A 14,743-nucleotide genomic window follows, 5' to 3' on the forward strand; every position below is an offset into this window, starting at 1 on the left:
ATGGTTGCCATGTCGAACCCGACCTCGCACGCCAAGACCATCACACGCGACGACGTCGCACGGATGGCAGGCGTCAGCAGTGCCGTCGTCAGCTACGTGGTCAACGGCGGGCCCCGGGCAGTTTCTCCTGGGAACGAGGCCAGGGTTCGGCAGGCAATCAGGGCGCTGGGCTACCGGCCCAACGCGGCAGCCAGGGCACTTGCTTTGGGTTCCAGTGAGATGCTCGCCATGATCATCCCCGATGCCATGAATCCATTTTTCGCCTCGCTCTCCCGCGCGGTCGAAAACGCCGCGGCCGAGCGGGGCTACACCCTCCTGCTGGCCGACTCGCAGGCTTCGCTGCGCACCGAGCGCCGGCTGATCAAGAACTTCGCCGCACGGAGGGTGGACGGACTGTTCCTCTGGAGCGAACTGTCCGATCCCGATCTCATGGACTTTGAACAGGCAGACATTCCCGTAGTGCTCCTGAACCACAGCACCGACCGCGCCACCGCCGGCAGCCCCGCGATCCTGAAACACGGCGCGGGGGACCCCGGCGCCAACTCCGTGGGCGTGGCCTTCCGGGACGGAGCGCGGATGGCGGTCGAGCACCTCATCAGCCACGGCCACGAACGCATCGGGCTGGTCATGGGCACCAACCCCGGCGGCGACGTCGACTCCCGCGAGGTCGGATGGCGCCAGGGCATCCAGGACGCCGGCCTCACCGCTGGCCCGATCATCCGGGTCCCGTTCACCCGCGAAGGCGGGTACCGTGCCGGGCAGGAACTGCTGGCCCACAGCGAGCGGCCGACCGCGGTCTTCGTCAGCTCCGACCAGCAGGCTGTTGCACTGCTCTGCGCCCTCCAGGAGGGTGGCCTGCGAATACCGGAGGACCTTGCGGTGTTCGCCTTCGACGGCTCACCCGAATCTGAGTACACCTGGCCCCGGCTCAGTACAGTCGCCCAGCCCATTACCGACCTGGCACAGGCCGCCCTGGAAGCCCTCCTGGCGGCGCCCGGGAAAGAACCTCAGACCAACATCTTCCCCGCCGAACTCGTACTGCGCACTTCCTGCGGCTGCCACTAACACGCACAGCCTCCCTGGCTGAGCTCCAGGCGGCAACCTGCCCGCAACCGCCCACCCGCGATTGCGTGTCCGTGTTGCCCGTAAGCCACCTGGCGGCCAACTGATCAACAACTAAGGCACCCAACGTCATGAATGCTATTGCCGCTCGCGAGTACGACATCTTCAGGCCTGCGATCCACTACACAGCCAAAAACACCTGGCTGAACGACCCGAACGGACTCGTCTACCACGAGGGGATTTTTCACCTCTATTACCAGAGCAACCCCTTCGGGAACGTTTGGGGCAACATGTCCTGGGGCCACGCCACCTCGGTGGACCTGGTCAACTGGGACGAGAAGCCTGTGGCCATTCTCTGCGATGCCGAAGAAGACATCTTCTCCGGAAGCATCGTCATCGACCAGGACAACACCAGCGGCCTCGGCAACGGACAGACCGCCCCACTGGTGGCAATTTACACGAGCGCCTACAAAGACAGCTCAACCCGCCGGGGCACACAGGCCCAGTCCCTGGCTTGGAGCTCCGACGGCGGCTACACCTGGACGAAGCACCAAGGCAACCCCGTCCTCGACAGGAGCTCCGCAGACTTCCGCGATCCGAAGGTGTTCCGCTACGACGGACCCATCGGCAGCTATTGGGTCATGGTGGCCGTTGAAGCCAACGAGCACACAGTGGTCATCTATGGCTCCGACAACCTTCGGGACTGGCGCTACCTCAGCAGCTTCGGACCCGCCAACGCCACCGGCGGCGTCTGGGAGTGCCCTGACCTTTTCCCCTTGCCACTGGACGGCGATGCTGAGCAGACCAAGTGGGTTCTCATCGTGAATCTCAACCCCGGTGGGCCCAATGGCGGGTCAGGGGGCCAATACTTCGTCGGCAACTTCGACGGCGTCGCCTTCACATCCGAAACAACCGTCAACGACGGCATGAGTCGAACGACGGAACTCGACACCTATCATTGGCTGGATTGGGGACGCGACTACTACGCGGCCGTGTCTTTTCACAACGCCCCAGACGGTCGCCGTCTCATGGTCGGCTGGATGAACAATTGGCAATACGGGGCCGCCATCCCAACCTGGCCGTGGCGAAGTCCCATGTCACTCGTCCGGGAAATATCCCTCGTGTCAGACCAGGGCCAGCCCCGACTGTCCCAACAGGCCGCCGACGAATATCGAACAGGCAACTCACTTTCGGTGAAGACCTGGTCTGCACTTGCACTAGATGAAGGAGTACTCCACCTGCACTCCGGAGCGCCGGTGGAGATGATCGAGGTGACCTTCATCCCGGAATCCGCAGAGGAATTCGGACTCATCATTCGAGGCAACGGCACCGAGGGCACACGCATCGGCATCCGCCCCGCCGCCAACCTGCTCATCATGGACCGGACACGCTCCGGCAACACGGATTTCCATGACGCCTTTGCATCCACCGACACGGCTCCACTGAAACCGGCCTCAGACGGGTCGTACACTCTCACCCTCTTCATCGACTATTGCTCAGTGGAAGTCTTCGCCCAAGGTGGCCAAGTCACCATGACCGGCCTTATATTCCCCGGGCCAGACAGCACCCGTCTGTCGCTGTACGCCAGCAGGGGGACCGCCGCCGCCTGCCTGAAAGTGACTCGACTCGTGGCGCCACCAGTGCGAATCGCAGAGCCACTGGTCCTGAATCGGTAACGCTACGTGGAAATGTTCTCGGCCCACACGTCGTACCCGAGCTTGACGATGAGGACCGCGACCACGGCGAGGAACGCGATTCGGATGAAGCGGTTGCCGCGTGCGATCGCCATGCGCGATCCAAGGTAGCCGCCGGCCATATTGGCGAGTCCCATCCCCAGCGCGAGGGCCCAGAGAACGTGTCCGTGCGGTATGAAGAAGAGCAGTGCGCCGACGTTCGTGGCGACGTTGACGATTTTCGCTTTGGCGCTGGCGAGGACGAAGTCGTAGCCGAGCGCGGTGATGATGGTGATGATGAGAAACGTGCCGGTCCCGGGGCCGATTAGTCCGTCGTAAAACCCGATGACCGCTCCCAGGAGCCCTGCGATGGGGTGGTGTGTGCCGTGCCTATGACGTAGAGCGCTGATGCTGCCTAGTGTTGGGAAAGCGATGGTGATGGTGGCAACGATCACCAGCGCGGCCACAATGACTGGCTTGAAGACGGCTGCGGGTAACAGGGCCGCCAAGTTGGCGCCTCCGTAGCTGCCAATGAGAGCGACGGCCGCCATGGGCAGGGCGGTGCCCAGATCGGGATGCGCTCGACGGGTCCAGGTGACGGCGCTCGTTGTCGTGCCGAAGAGAGAGGCGAGCTTGTTGGTGGCCAGCGCCTCCACCGGGGTGATCCCGGGCACTAAGAGGAGTGCCGGGAGCTGGAGAAGACCGCCGCCGCCGACGACGGCATCTATCCAGCCCGCGGCCAGAGCGGCAAACAACATCAAGATCGCGATGGCGATGGTGATGTCACCGAGCGATTGGATCGCGTCCACACTCACCTTCCTTCGGCCCGCGAGCACCGCGCGCGCTGGCGACTAGAGGAATCAGAGGGCGTAGTCGTACTGCTCGACAAATCGCGGTCGTTCCCCGAGCGTCGTAGCGGCATTGTTGATCCACGACGCGTCGCGCAGCAGCGGGCGGCCGAGGAAGAGGGCATCTGCGTGGCCCGTGGAGATGAGTTCAGCGGCCCATTCCGGGTCGCTGATGCGTCCAACCGCGGCTACTTTGACCGCGACTTCGGACCGGATCCGTGCCGCGTTCCGCGTTTGGTAGTCGCGGTCGCGCGGGATCGGTACGGGCGCTGTCCCCCCGCTCGAGCAGTCGACGAGGTCCACACCGTGCTCGGTCGCGAGTCTTGCGAACTCGATGGTGTCCTCGACGGTCCAGCTTGGGCGGTCGTCGGCGGGGTTCTCGGCGATCCAGTCGGTGGTGGAGACGCGCAGGAACACGGGAAGGTCCTCGGGCCAGACCTTGCGGACGGCGTCGATGACCTGGAGCGGGAATCGAGTGCGGCCTTCAAAGTCGCCCCCGTAAGAATCGTCTCTGGTGTTCGAGACCGGGGAAAGGAACGAGTGCAGCAGGTAGCCGTGCGCCGCGTGAACCTCGACGACTTGGAAGCCGGCGGCGAGAGCACGCACGGCTGCCTCGGCGAATGCCGTGACCAGGGCGGCGATTTCAGCGTGAGAGAGCTCTGCGGGGGCGGTGTAGCCGGGGAACGGGTGCGTGCTGGGGCCGACACTTTGCCAGCCTCGTGAGTCCTCGGGCAGAGAGTCTCCGCCCAGCCAGGGCTTGTCGACCGAGGCCTTCCGGCCGGCGTGCGCGAGCTGGATGCCGGGAACGGCTCCGCTGGCACTGATGGCCAGGGCCAGGCGGCCAAAGGAGGTCGTCTGGGTGTCGTTCCAGAGCCCGAGGTCGTAGGGCGAAATGCGTCCGTCGGCACGCACGCCGGTTGCTTCTATCATGACGAGGCCGGCGCCCCCGGCTGCGCGCGCGGTGTAGTGCGCGAAGTGGAAATCATTCGGGCTCCCGGTGGCGGCTCCGTCCCAGTCGGCGCTGTAGGTGCACATCGGTGACATCCAGAGGCGGTTGGGGATGTCGAGGTCGCGGATTCGGAGGGTGGTGAATGGTGTGGGCATGGGTCCTTCTCGGTGGGCGCGGATGCGCGGGTTGCTTGGTATTAGAGGGGGAGCGGTGCGGCGACGAGGATCCGGGGCGGTTCCAGCAGCAGCGGTTCGCTGGCGGTGAGGTAACGGGCGAAATGCGAGGAACGGAGATGCCCGTCAAACGCTGCTTGGTTCGCCCATTCCTCGATGAAGACGAAGCGGGTGGGCTCGGTTGTATCGCGGTGGACGACGTAGGAGATGTTGCCGACTTCGGCTCGCGTCGCGGAGGCCAGGTCCGCCATCAGAGGGAGGAGATCGTCGGCCCGGCCGTCGAGGACGGTTGCTTCAGCGACGACACGGAGCCGACCGGATTCTGGGGGTGAGGTGGCTGTCATGGGTCTACCAGTTCTGCTTAGTGGGCGAGATGATGAGGTCGTTGACGGTGACATTCTCGGGTTGGTTGAGGGCGTAGACCACCGCGTTGGCGACGTCATCGGAGGCGATGGCGATTTCGTTGAGTTTCTTCGCGGTTCTGCGGCCTTCCAGGTCGTTCACCTTGTCTGCCCAGCCGGTGTCGATGACGCCGGGACTGACGGTGTTCACCCGGATGTTGTGGTTGACTCCGAGGTCTTTGCGCATGGATTCGGTCATAGCCTGCACGAAGAACTTCGTGGAGCTGTAGACGCCCGCGGCCGGGTCGACTTGGTGCCCGGCGACCGAGTCCATATTGAGGATCTGGCCGGCGCCCTGCTCGAGCATGATCGGCAAGACGCCGGCGATCGAGTAGAGGTAACCCTTGATGTTCGTGTCGATCATCGCCTCCCAATCGTCCACGGCGAGATCGGACCAGTACGAGAACAGCATCAGGCCGGCGTTGTTCACGAGAATGTCGACCGAGCCATACGTGTCTTTCGGGAAGCGGGCGAGTGCTGCTGCGTCGTTGCGATCGGTGACGTCCGAAACGCGGGCAATCGCTGTCCCGCCATCTCTGACGATCTGCTCGACGACCGCGTCAAGGCGCTCCTGGCTTCGGGCCGCGAGGACCACGTGTGCGCCCTGACGGGCGAGAGCTGTTGCAGTGGCGGCGCCGATGCCGGAGGAGGCCCCGGTGACGATGACGGTCTTGTTCTTGAGATGGTTCATTGCTTGCGCTTTTCTGGCGGTGTGGCCGAAGTCGATGGGTGGTGGTGGCGGCTGTCTGGGCGCCGGCCGGATGGCGCTCAGGCGGGCAGGCGGGTGTCAACGATGAAGTTGATCTCCAGCAGCTGGCCCGGGAAGAACAGGGCATTCACGCCGACGGTGGTGCTCGTGGGGCGGTGGTCGCCGAAATACGCCAAGTGGGCTGCGGCCACGGCGGCGGCGTTGTCTGGCAGGTTCACGACGAAAACGCCGTCCTGAACGATCTGGTTGCGCGACGCGCCGAAGTGGGCAAGCACCTTGTTGAGGTTCGCCCAGACCTGGTGGAATTGGCTGCCGAGATCGTCGGCGAACAGGAATTCGCCCTGGTCGTCATGGGAAAGCTGACCGGAGATGTAGATGGTGTCGCCGGCTTTGATGGCCTGGGCGAATCCGAATTCCTTCTCTCCCGACACGTTGTGGCTGTAGGTATCGATCGTGGTCATGGTGGTGCCTTTCGTTGGGGTGAAACGGGTAGTGGTCAGCAAGCCGAGACGAGGCGCGCGACGGCCTGTTCGAGCGGTTCGGGACCATCGGTGAGCTCGACGATGATGTGATTCAACTCGGGTTCATGCAGAGCAGCTTCGATGAACATGGCCACGTGGACGCGGCTGACTTCGCCGTACTCGACGGCCATCCCCGCGGAGACAAGACCGTCGCCGGGGCCATCGGTCAACAGCCCGGGGCGCACGATGACCCAGTCGAGACCGGATGAGGCAAGGTACACATCTGCGGTCTTTTTCGTTCGCATGTAGTGTTCGAAATCGTCCCCGAGGCCCTGTGCCCGCTCGGACTCGGGAAAAGCCGAGACGAGAACGAAGCGTGAAATGCCCGCGGATCGTGCCGCATCGACCGCCTTCTCCAATCCCAGGCCATCGATCTGAGTGGTCATCGACTGCCCTGCGCCGTGGGCTCCGGCTGAGAAGACCACCGCATCGTGCCCTGCCATCTGCGCGGCGAGGTCCTGAACGGAGTCAGAGATGAGATCGCCGCGCACGGGCTTGGCACCTGCAGCCAAGATCACCTCCGCCTGCCCTGGGGAGCGGTGCATGCCGGTGATGTCGTCGCCGCGCTGGCTCAGCAAGACGGATAGTCGACGGCCGACGTTTCCGGCCGCGCCGATTTGGAATACTCGCATGATCGCCTCTCTTGTCGACGTGGCTCGGTGCCACCTAATGACTAAACCGCCTTATGTGGTCTGTGCTTCCGCCCAAGCGCGCCCTCTGCTGCCTAGGACGCAGAGAACTACCCAGGGCACGACGCGCTGCCGGGCGGGGGAGCAGAATAGTGGGATGACTCGTAATGCGGAGCTGGGAGATTTCCTGCGAACGTCGAGGGCGCGAGTGTCACCAGAACAGGTCGGCCTGAGCGTCCCGGTGGAGCTTCCCGCGCATAGTCGACGAGTTCCGGGTCTCAGACGCGAAGAAGTCGCCCGGCTCGCGGGCGTCAGCGCCGATTACTACGCCAAGCTCGAGCAGGGCAGAACCAAGCAAGCGTCTCGCTCGGTACTCGCAGCCGTCGCCAACGCATTGCAACTGAATGACACGGAGCGCGATTATCTGTTCGCGCTGGTTGAACCGCAGGCCATCGCACCCGCCGCTTCGGTCCAGCATCCGCAGCGAGTCAGGCCGGGTGCCCGTCGCCTGCTGGACGCGTTCGACAACTCGCCTGCTTTTATCCTGGGACGCGGCACCGCCATCCTCGCCATGAACGATCTCGCGCGAGCTCTGCTCTTCGATGCGGATGCTCGCCCGGTCGCACAGAGAAATCTGACCGTATGGACGTTCCTTGATCCCGAAGCGCGCACGCGCTACGTCAACTGGCCGGCAGTCGCCGCAGACAATGCGGCCATTCTGCGGCTGGATGCGGCGTCGGCGCCAGATGATCCCCAGCTTGCGGCGATTGTCGGGATGCTGTCGCTCAAGAGCGCTGAATTCCGTCAGGCCTGGAACGACCACCATGTCTTCGAATGCACCTACGGCCGGAAGTCCTTCTATCATCCGGTGACCGGCCGTCTTGATCTCGACTACGAAGCCCTCCCTCTTCCGGCCACCTCCGGTCAGATGCTGCACGTTTACACTGCAAATCCGGGATCGCCGGCCGACCAAGCGCTGCGCAAGCTCAGTCAATGGGCATCCCCGACGGCCGACCTTTCATCGATGGATGCGAACCGATCGGCCTCTTCGCAGAAGTAGCTCGGTGTCCAAGTGCTTGCTGTTAGCAGATCGTCGATCTGCGCGCCTCGGGCTCCGTCGCGCCAGGTCAAAGCGGCACGCCCCGAGTGCAGGTCGCTGAAGATCTTGGACTAGTTCGTCTTTGTGACTGACGTCAAAGACGGCGTGCAAGATCCACAGTGTCCCCACCGCGATCGTGGTCAGGGTGCAGCGGAAGAGCAGGCATGCCGTAGTGGTCTGCGATCAGTTCCACTGTCTGCGCCTGGGCGCGGCGCGAGTAGCCCGTGACAACCAGCATCACCTCGTCGACACCGGTTTGTGCCTGTAGCTCCTCCAGGCCCGCGGCCACCTGGGCGGCGGTTCCATGCAGGGTCCGATCGGTGTATTCCTCGATGACCTGTCGCTCGTGCACGTCGGCCCGGAAGGCCTCCACTTCCTCGGGAGGAAGCAGCGCGAAGGGCTTGCGCTGGAACACTCTCAGCATTGCCATGGCGGTGGACGTCGACTGGCGCCGCGCCTCGGCGGGATTCTCATCAGCAATCGCCCCGATGCTGACCAGGCTGTATGGCTCCGCGAGGAACGAAGACGGCTGAAAGTTCTCGCGGTAGATCCGCAGGGCATTCAGGATGTCGGCGCTTCCGAACTGCAGAGCGAAGGCATAGGGCCGACCGAGCCGGGCGGCAACGTGCGCGGAGTAGGTCGACGATCCCAGAATCCAGATATCAGCGCTGGTCTCCGATCGTGGGACCCGGTTCTGCTCCGCCTGCCACGGGCCCGGCACGGCGGGCACATCACGATAGGGGTGATCCTGCGGAAAGTCATTGCCCAGGAATCCGAGCAGTTCGTCGATTTGCTCGGGGAATTCGTCGTTCGCCGTGTGGTGACGGCGCAGGGCCGCAGCGGTTGCTCCGTCGGTGCCCGGAGCCCGACCGAGGCCGAGATCGATCCGTCCTGGAGCCAGCGCGTCGAGCATGCCGATTTGTTCGGCGACCACCAGGGGCACGTGGTTGGGCAGCATGATCCCGCCCACGCCGAGCCTGATGCGCTCGGTCTCGCCGGTGAGCCGAGCCACCATCAGCTGCGGGGACGGGATGGCGGCACCGGGCATTGCATGATGTTCGGACATCCAGAACCGCTGGTAACCGCGCCGGTCGGCCAGCTGCGCGAGCGAGATCATCTCGTGGAAGGTTTCCTCTACCGGGTGGCCAACCCCGGTGAATGCATTGTCGAGTATCGACAGAACGAAGGGGGCGGTGCCGGAAGGGCTCGGATTGTTCATGTAATGCCTAACTTGTCACGGAATAATATTGGTTTTGACGTGACGAGCCACTGTATGGGCTTATCACGTCAAAATGCAACTGATACCGTGAGTGCTATGACAAAGGTTCCATTGCCCCTCGCTCCGGGCACCGCCGAGCATCCGTGCTTGGCGTTGGCCAACAGCATCGTCACGCTCCCGGGCGGGCAGAGGGTCGATGAGCTCAACAGTCCGGAAAGCGCCACCGCGTGGCTCGTCATGCACGCCCTCGCACCGGCTGACACTGGATTGTTGGCCTATTGCCAACTTCGACTCACGGACCTGAGAGCGAACCTGCGGAACGCGCTGGAGTCGCGCACCGAAGGCGTCGCGCCGAATGCCGACTCATTGAGCGGCATCAATCGCGCGCTGACCGCAGTGCCCAGCGCGGCGTTGCTGCGATACGACCCCGACGAAGGGCTGCTCCGGGTTCCGAGCCACCCAACGACCCAGCTCGTCGATCACGCCATGGCCCAAATCGCCGAAGATGCCGCCGCGTTGTTGACTGGCACGGATGCGCACCGCATCGCGCAGTGCGCATCCGCACCGTGTGATCGGTTCATGGTTCGAACGCACGCAAGGCGGCAGTGGTGCTCGGAACGCTGCGGCGCCAGGCAGCGGGCGAACCGCGCCTATGCCCGGAAACGGGACTAGGAACTCACCCATCCGTTCGGGGTGCTCGGGCGCGGCTCCTGCCCGCCGGGACTTCGACGCGCAGGTGCACGCCCAGGATCCGCCGTGCCGGCTGAGATGCTTCGTTGCCGTCTAGTGCGCAGGCACTTGACTACTTCAGTCCCCAGAAGAAGTCCTCGGCGTGGCCGTCCTCGGAGAAGAGACGCACTTCGACGATCTTGCCGTCACGAACGGTCAGTAGGTCGATGCCGGCCATGTCCATCGTCGCGTCCGCGCGGTTTCCGGTGAACCGGACCGGCACTGCGACCATCTCGCCATTGACCATGGCTGGTCCGGTGACAACGAGTTGGAAGCTCCCCGCGCTGGCTTCCATCATCCCGCCGAGCAGGGCGCCGACCCCGGCTACGCCGAGGTGGTCTCCTGAAAACTGGTTGGCGCCGGGCTGGTGCCACAGCACGTTGTCGCTGAACTGGGCCATCACCGTGGGGATGTCACCACGGCCGAGGGCAGCGAAGTAGGTCTCAGCAACCAGTGCGGGGGTGGGTTCGGTCATTTTTGTCTCCTTTGTGGGTATGTGTGACCATGGTTTCAGAAGGTAACTTGTTACCTCAAGGTAACTATGGAGATGAATGTCAAACGCAACCCCGGTCTGGAACGTGATGTTGGCGTCCTGTCCATCCCGGACCTCGTTGGCCAAGATCGCAAACAAGTGGACCGCGATGATCGTCATATCGCTGAGTGACGGTCCGGCCCGGTTCGGGACCATTCGCCAGACGGTCGAGGGAATCAGCGGCAAGGTGCTTGCGGGCACCCTTCGCGACCTGGAGCGGGACGGGGTTCTCACCAGGACCGCCTACGACGAGATGCCTCCTCGAGTGGAATACGAACTCACTGCTCTGGGGCGCACCTTGAGGGAACCGCTGACCGCGTTGGGCCTCTGGGCCGAGCAGCACATTGAAGAAGTGCTTGATGCCAGGGACGCCTTCGACCGGAGGCCCGCGAGCGTGTGACATCTTTGCTTGCGGCGCCGCCTGGCCCCGCCCGTCAGGAGCGGGCGTCGAAGCGGCGCCGGTAGTTGGACGGTGTGCACCCAAACGCCGTGAGGAAATTCTGTCGGAGCGTAACGGTGTTGCCGAAGCCGCACGACTCCGAGACGTGGTCGATGGAGAGGCTGGTCGTTTCGAGCAGTCGCCGCGCCTCGTCGAGGCGCCGTGAGCGCACCCATGCGGCTGGAGTGGCTCCGGTCGACGCGCGGAACGCCCGCACAAAGGACCGACGGCTCATGTGAGCCGCTGCTGCAAGCTGATCGACTCCGAGGTCACCATTGAGATGCTCAAGTGCCCATTCGGCGGCCTGCGCGATCGGATCATTGGTGACGCGTTGGGCGACGGGGCGCTCGATGTACTGGGCTTGCCCGCCCTCGCGGTGAGGCGCAACGACGAGTGAGCGGGCAACCCTGTTGGCCGCGTCCATACCAAGGCGCGAGCGAACGAAATGGAGGCAGGCGTCCAGGCCGGATGCGGTGCCGGCTGAGGTGAGCACGTCGCCGAGATCGACGTACAGCGCCGAGGCGTTGACCGTCACGTCGGGGTGCCGAGCGGCGAGGTCGTCTACCGCCTGCCAATGCGTCACCGCGGATCGGCCGCTGAGCAGCCCGGCGTCGGCAACGGCAATCGCTCCCAGGCAGAGCCCGACAACGACCGCTCCACGATCATGCGCTGCATGCAGTGCTCGGCGCAGAACCGGGCTCAAGTCCCGCCCGTCATCTGCCCACGACGGTACGACCACAACGTCTGCGTCCGCTGCGGTCCCCGCCCCACTGATCCCGCTCAGTTGATAGCCCTCGGCGGTGCGGATGGAGCCGGCGCGATCGGAGAACAGCACCGTCGTCCACTCTGCGAGTCCCCGCCGGGTGACCTCGTCAAAGACGAGTTGAGGCGTCGACAGATGGAACATCGTCACGCCGTCGAACGCATAAATGGCGATCTTCACGAATCCTCCAACCGTTGGCCTAAATCCATCGTATTGCGTCATTTGAGCCAATGGCGCGCAGGGGCGCAGCAGGTGATCATGGAGGACACGCAGTTGACGCTGCCCGAACGTCTGGACCTTATGACTGTGAACACACCCCGTCGCGCACTGATCATCGTTGACGTGCAGCAGGAGTACTTCAGCGGACCGCTGGAGATCCAGTACCCGGCTCACACTGACTCGTTGCCGAAGATCACCGCGGCCATCGACGCAGCGACCTCCGCAGGAATTCCGATCGCTGTCATCCAGCACACCTCCGGAGACGACGCACCTGTCTTCAACCCGACGATGGCCGGCTTCGCGCTGCATCCCGAGATCGCGAAGCGCCAGAGCCCCGAGTGGAAGTCCGTGACGAAGCAGTTCGGCACGGTCTTCGCCGGCACGGATGTTCTCGAATGGCTGCGGGCGCACGAGGTCGACACGATCACCCTCGTGGGCTACATGACCAACAACTGCATCATCGCCTCGGCCGCCGAGTCCGAGACCCACGGGCTGACCGCCGAGGTGCTCTCGGACGCGACCGGATCCATCAACATCGCCAACGATGCGGGCTTCGCCGACGCGAAGACCGTGCACACGACCCTCATGGCACTGTTGCACTCGAACTTCGCCGCGGTCGCCACCACGGAAACCTGGGCCGATGCTGTCGCTGACGGTTCCGCGCTGGCGATGGACGACCTCGGAAGTTCCGCCGTCCTCGGCGCCCAGCGGGCGGCCGAGCAGTGAGTTCACGTAAATGCGCCGAATGTGGCTAGGGCTGGGACATTCGGAAGAAGTGGCTTAATCGGCCCGCCAGCCGCACCCAACCTTGATGCCTGAGCTCGATCCACACGGCACGAGCGGACGCGACCACTTCGCCGCTCTCATCGAGGAGCGCACTGGCCGTTTGAGTCGATCGACCGTGGTGCTCCGCCGTCCACCCGACCGCCACGAGTCGTTCACCGAGGAACACGTCGCGGTTCCGGTGTGCTGCCAGCGTGCCGAGAAGTCCGATCCGGCCGTCGCGCAAGGACGTCGCCGGGTAGCTGGGACAGTCGAGAGCGCCCCAAATGGCTGCGGGATGCACGACTCCGTCGGTGGCGTCCCGCTCGAGTGGCACGAACGGGGCAGCGAGAACGTCGCTGCGGTCAGCCAGCGGTCCGGGCGTGACATGCAGACCGTCGCGACGCTCGGGCCCGCACACCACGCAGTTGGACAGCAGGTGGTGGGCACCGTGGAGTGGACTTGCGGCACGGGCCGCCTCGGCGGCACCGAACCCTGGCCTGACGGGAGGGATCATCGTGAACGGATCTACCTGTCGGACCTCGGCAACGAGGCGGCGGTGTGAGTCGACCACCTGGCCGAAGTCCCCGTTGACATCCACTTCCACCTCCAATGGCGTCTCAAGGGGGATCGGACGGATGAGTCGGACGCTCGCCGTGCCGCCCAGAGGCTGAGCGATTGTGCCGCAGGCGAATCCGCCGTTGGCGCTGCGGGGTGGGCCATTGAGGCGAGCGTCGATACGCAGGGTGCTTGTCATTGTTTTCATACCGCTAGCCAACAGCGACAGGCCCGCTCTGCTCATCGCCGGAAACGGCCAACTCGGCGTGGCCCGAACGGGCCATAGCACCGGCGCCCGGGCTGCGGGTCCGGTGACACGGATGATGAGACGCCTGTGCTTGACATCTCGCGGCCGCTTCTTAGAATCCGGATATGACGGCGGAACACCAGGTTGTGCGGCACGCGCAGGTCGGAGACCGCACCGTGGCATGGAGTTCCGCCGGTGCGGGTTCGCCGCTCGTGATCGGGGGCTGGTGGGCCAGCCACCTGGCGCTGAACTGGGAAGATCCGGCGTTCCAGAGGTTTGTGCGTGCCCTGGCTCGCCGGCACACCGTCATCCGCTACGACCGCCCCGGCACGGGCCTGTCCGATCGGGACGGGCCGCCTCCGGTAAGCCTCGGTGAGGAGTTGGTGATCCTGGCCGGTTTCCTCGAAGCGATCGAGTATCCTCGCGTCTCGCTGATGGGGGCGTCGTCGGGATCGGCGGTGGCGTCGGCCTACGCCGCCGAGCATCCCGAGCGTGTGGACCGGCTCGTGCTGTACGGCAGCTATCCACGCGGTGCGGACATCGCCCCTCCTGCCGCGCGGGAGCTGATGGCGTCGATCGTCGAAAATCAGTGGGGGCTCGGGGCGCGCGTCCTGGCCGATGTGTTCCTTCCGAACGCGACAGCCGGAGAGCGCACGGAATTTGCCCGGTTCCAGCGCCGGTCCGCGTCACGGGAGACGGCCTCGAGGGCCCTGCGCGCGGTGTACGAGATGGACTCGGCCGGCTACCTCGTGCGCGTGCGCGTACCGACCCTGGTGCTGCATCGGCACGACGACCGTGCCATCCCGTTCGCACTGGGCCGCGAGGTGGCCGACACCGTGCCCGGCGCGACATTCGTGGCACTTGACGGCGACGACCACTTCCCGTGGTTGGGAGATAGTCTCGCCGTGGTCGATGCGATCGATCGGTTCCTTGACGGGCTGCCGCCTCACGCGCCGGTCGAGCCGCACACCACGGTTGCTCTCACGGTCCGTGAGCGCGAGGTGCTGATGCTGGTCGCCCAGGGACTTACCGATGCTCAAATCGCCGACCGGTTGTTCCTCAGCTCCCACACCGTGCACCGGCACATCGCCAACGCGCGCACCAAGCTCGGTGTCCCGTCGCGCGCCGCCGCGGCAGCCTGGGCGCTGACCCACGAGCGCTGACTGCGACGGCGGCCCCGCCCACCGGGAGCGCCGCACGACCTCCCAGAA

General features: G+C 64.7%; 17 protein-coding genes. 8 read left to right on the top strand and 9 right to left on the bottom strand.

Annotation, left to right across the window (positions count from 1 at the left end; translation table 11 throughout):
* Window positions 1–9 precede the first annotated feature (9 nt).
* Together CXY76_RS13300 and CXY76_RS13305 are read left to right on the top strand one after the other, a co-directional pair.
* Window positions 10–1,065, top strand: a complete 1,056-nt coding sequence (locus tag CXY76_RS13300) for a LacI family DNA-binding transcriptional regulator (protein ID WP_104165536.1) — start codon at window positions 10–12, stop codon at window positions 1,063–1,065.
* Window positions 1,066–1,193: 128 nt separating this feature from the next.
* Window positions 1,194–2,738 carry a glycoside hydrolase family 32 protein gene (locus tag CXY76_RS13305; protein ID WP_104165255.1) on the top strand — a complete coding sequence of 515 codons (1,545 nt, stop codon included), beginning with the start codon at window positions 1,194–1,196 and terminating at the stop codon, window positions 2,736–2,738.
* A 2-nt stretch (window positions 2,739–2,740) separates the two neighbouring features.
* On the opposite strand, the gene CXY76_RS13310 is transcribed toward CXY76_RS13305, so the two are convergent.
* From CXY76_RS13310 to CXY76_RS13335, 6 genes are all read right to left on the bottom strand, one after another.
* Window positions 2,741–3,544, bottom strand: a complete 804-nt coding sequence (locus CXY76_RS13310; RefSeq protein WP_104165257.1) for a TSUP family transporter — start codon at window positions 3,542–3,544, stop codon at window positions 2,741–2,743.
* Between the two features lie 51 nt (window positions 3,545–3,595).
* A complete protein-coding gene (locus CXY76_RS13315) occupies window positions 3,596–4,687 on the bottom strand; it encodes an NADH:flavin oxidoreductase/NADH oxidase (protein ID WP_104165260.1) in 1,092 nt (363 codons plus the stop codon).
* 41 nt (window positions 4,688–4,728) lie between these two features.
* Window positions 4,729–5,049 (bottom strand): putative quinol monooxygenase, encoded by a 321-nt coding sequence (locus CXY76_RS13320; protein ID WP_158253904.1) that lies wholly within the window; start codon window positions 5,047–5,049, stop codon window positions 4,729–4,731.
* A 4-nt stretch (window positions 5,050–5,053) separates the two neighbouring features.
* The gene (locus CXY76_RS13325) at window positions 5,054–5,797 is read right to left on the bottom strand and encodes an SDR family oxidoreductase (RefSeq protein WP_104165264.1); all 744 of its coding nucleotides are present in this window, start codon (window positions 5,795–5,797) and stop codon (window positions 5,054–5,056) included.
* 77 nt (window positions 5,798–5,874) lie between these two features.
* The gene (locus CXY76_RS13330) at window positions 5,875–6,276 is read right to left on the bottom strand and encodes a RidA family protein (RefSeq protein ID WP_104165266.1); all 402 of its coding nucleotides are present in this window, start codon (window positions 6,274–6,276) and stop codon (window positions 5,875–5,877) included.
* A gap of 35 nt (window positions 6,277–6,311) precedes the next feature.
* A complete protein-coding gene (locus CXY76_RS13335; RefSeq protein WP_104165268.1) occupies window positions 6,312–6,968 on the bottom strand; it encodes an NAD(P)-binding oxidoreductase in 657 nt (218 codons plus the stop codon).
* 154 nt (window positions 6,969–7,122) lie between these two features.
* Between CXY76_RS13335 and CXY76_RS13340 the strand changes: the two genes are divergently transcribed.
* Window positions 7,123–8,025, top strand: coding sequence for a helix-turn-helix transcriptional regulator (locus tag CXY76_RS13340; protein ID WP_104165270.1), 903 nt, complete (start codon window positions 7,123–7,125; stop codon window positions 8,023–8,025).
* 133 nt (window positions 8,026–8,158) lie between these two features.
* Here CXY76_RS13340 and CXY76_RS13345 read toward each other — a convergent pair whose 3' ends face one another.
* Window positions 8,159–9,283 (bottom strand): LLM class flavin-dependent oxidoreductase, encoded by a 1,125-nt coding sequence (locus CXY76_RS13345; RefSeq protein ID WP_104165272.1) that lies wholly within the window; start codon window positions 9,281–9,283, stop codon window positions 8,159–8,161.
* A gap of 96 nt (window positions 9,284–9,379) precedes the next feature.
* Here CXY76_RS13345 and CXY76_RS13350 point away from each other — a divergent pair, with 96 nt between their 5' ends.
* Window positions 9,380–9,955: an ABATE domain-containing protein gene (locus tag CXY76_RS13350; RefSeq protein ID WP_104165275.1), complete on the top strand. Its 576-nt coding sequence runs from the start codon at window positions 9,380–9,382 to the stop codon at window positions 9,953–9,955.
* 130 nt (window positions 9,956–10,085) lie between these two features.
* Here CXY76_RS13350 and CXY76_RS13355 read toward each other — a convergent pair whose 3' ends face one another.
* Window positions 10,086–10,487 carry a nuclear transport factor 2 family protein gene (locus tag CXY76_RS13355; RefSeq protein ID WP_104165277.1) on the bottom strand — a complete coding sequence of 134 codons (402 nt, stop codon included), beginning with the start codon at window positions 10,485–10,487 and terminating at the stop codon, window positions 10,086–10,088.
* Between the two features lie 76 nt (window positions 10,488–10,563).
* On the opposite strand from CXY76_RS13355, the gene CXY76_RS13360 reads away from it, so the two are divergent.
* A complete protein-coding gene (locus CXY76_RS13360; RefSeq protein WP_104165279.1) occupies window positions 10,564–10,944 on the top strand; it encodes a helix-turn-helix domain-containing protein in 381 nt (126 codons plus the stop codon).
* 34 nt (window positions 10,945–10,978) lie between these two features.
* Here the strand turns inward: CXY76_RS13360 and CXY76_RS13365 are convergent, their stop codons facing one another.
* On the bottom strand, window positions 10,979–11,926 hold the full coding sequence (locus tag CXY76_RS13365) for a GlxA family transcriptional regulator (RefSeq protein WP_199190303.1): 948 nt from the start codon (window positions 11,924–11,926) through the stop codon (window positions 10,979–10,981).
* Window positions 11,927–12,046: 120 nt separating this feature from the next.
* Here CXY76_RS13365 and CXY76_RS13370 point away from each other — a divergent pair, with 120 nt between their 5' ends.
* The 3 genes from CXY76_RS13370 (at window position 12,047) to CXY76_RS13380 (ending at window position 14,695) form a co-directional block, all read left to right on the top strand.
* Window positions 12,047–12,691, top strand: a complete 645-nt coding sequence (locus CXY76_RS13370; RefSeq protein ID WP_369826151.1) for an isochorismatase family protein — start codon at window positions 12,047–12,049, stop codon at window positions 12,689–12,691.
* Window positions 12,692–12,776: 85 nt separating this feature from the next.
* Window positions 12,777–13,292, top strand: coding sequence for a hypothetical protein (locus tag CXY76_RS19425; RefSeq protein WP_158253905.1), 516 nt, complete (start codon window positions 12,777–12,779; stop codon window positions 13,290–13,292).
* A gap of 365 nt (window positions 13,293–13,657) precedes the next feature.
* Window positions 13,658–14,695, top strand: a complete 1,038-nt coding sequence (locus CXY76_RS13380) for an alpha/beta fold hydrolase (protein ID WP_104165283.1) — start codon at window positions 13,658–13,660, stop codon at window positions 14,693–14,695.
* Window positions 14,696–14,743 lie beyond the last annotated feature (48 nt).

The organism is Cryobacterium sp. N22, assembly GCF_002929555.1.
Taxonomy (GTDB): domain Bacteria; phylum Actinomycetota; class Actinomycetes; order Actinomycetales; family Microbacteriaceae; genus Cryobacterium.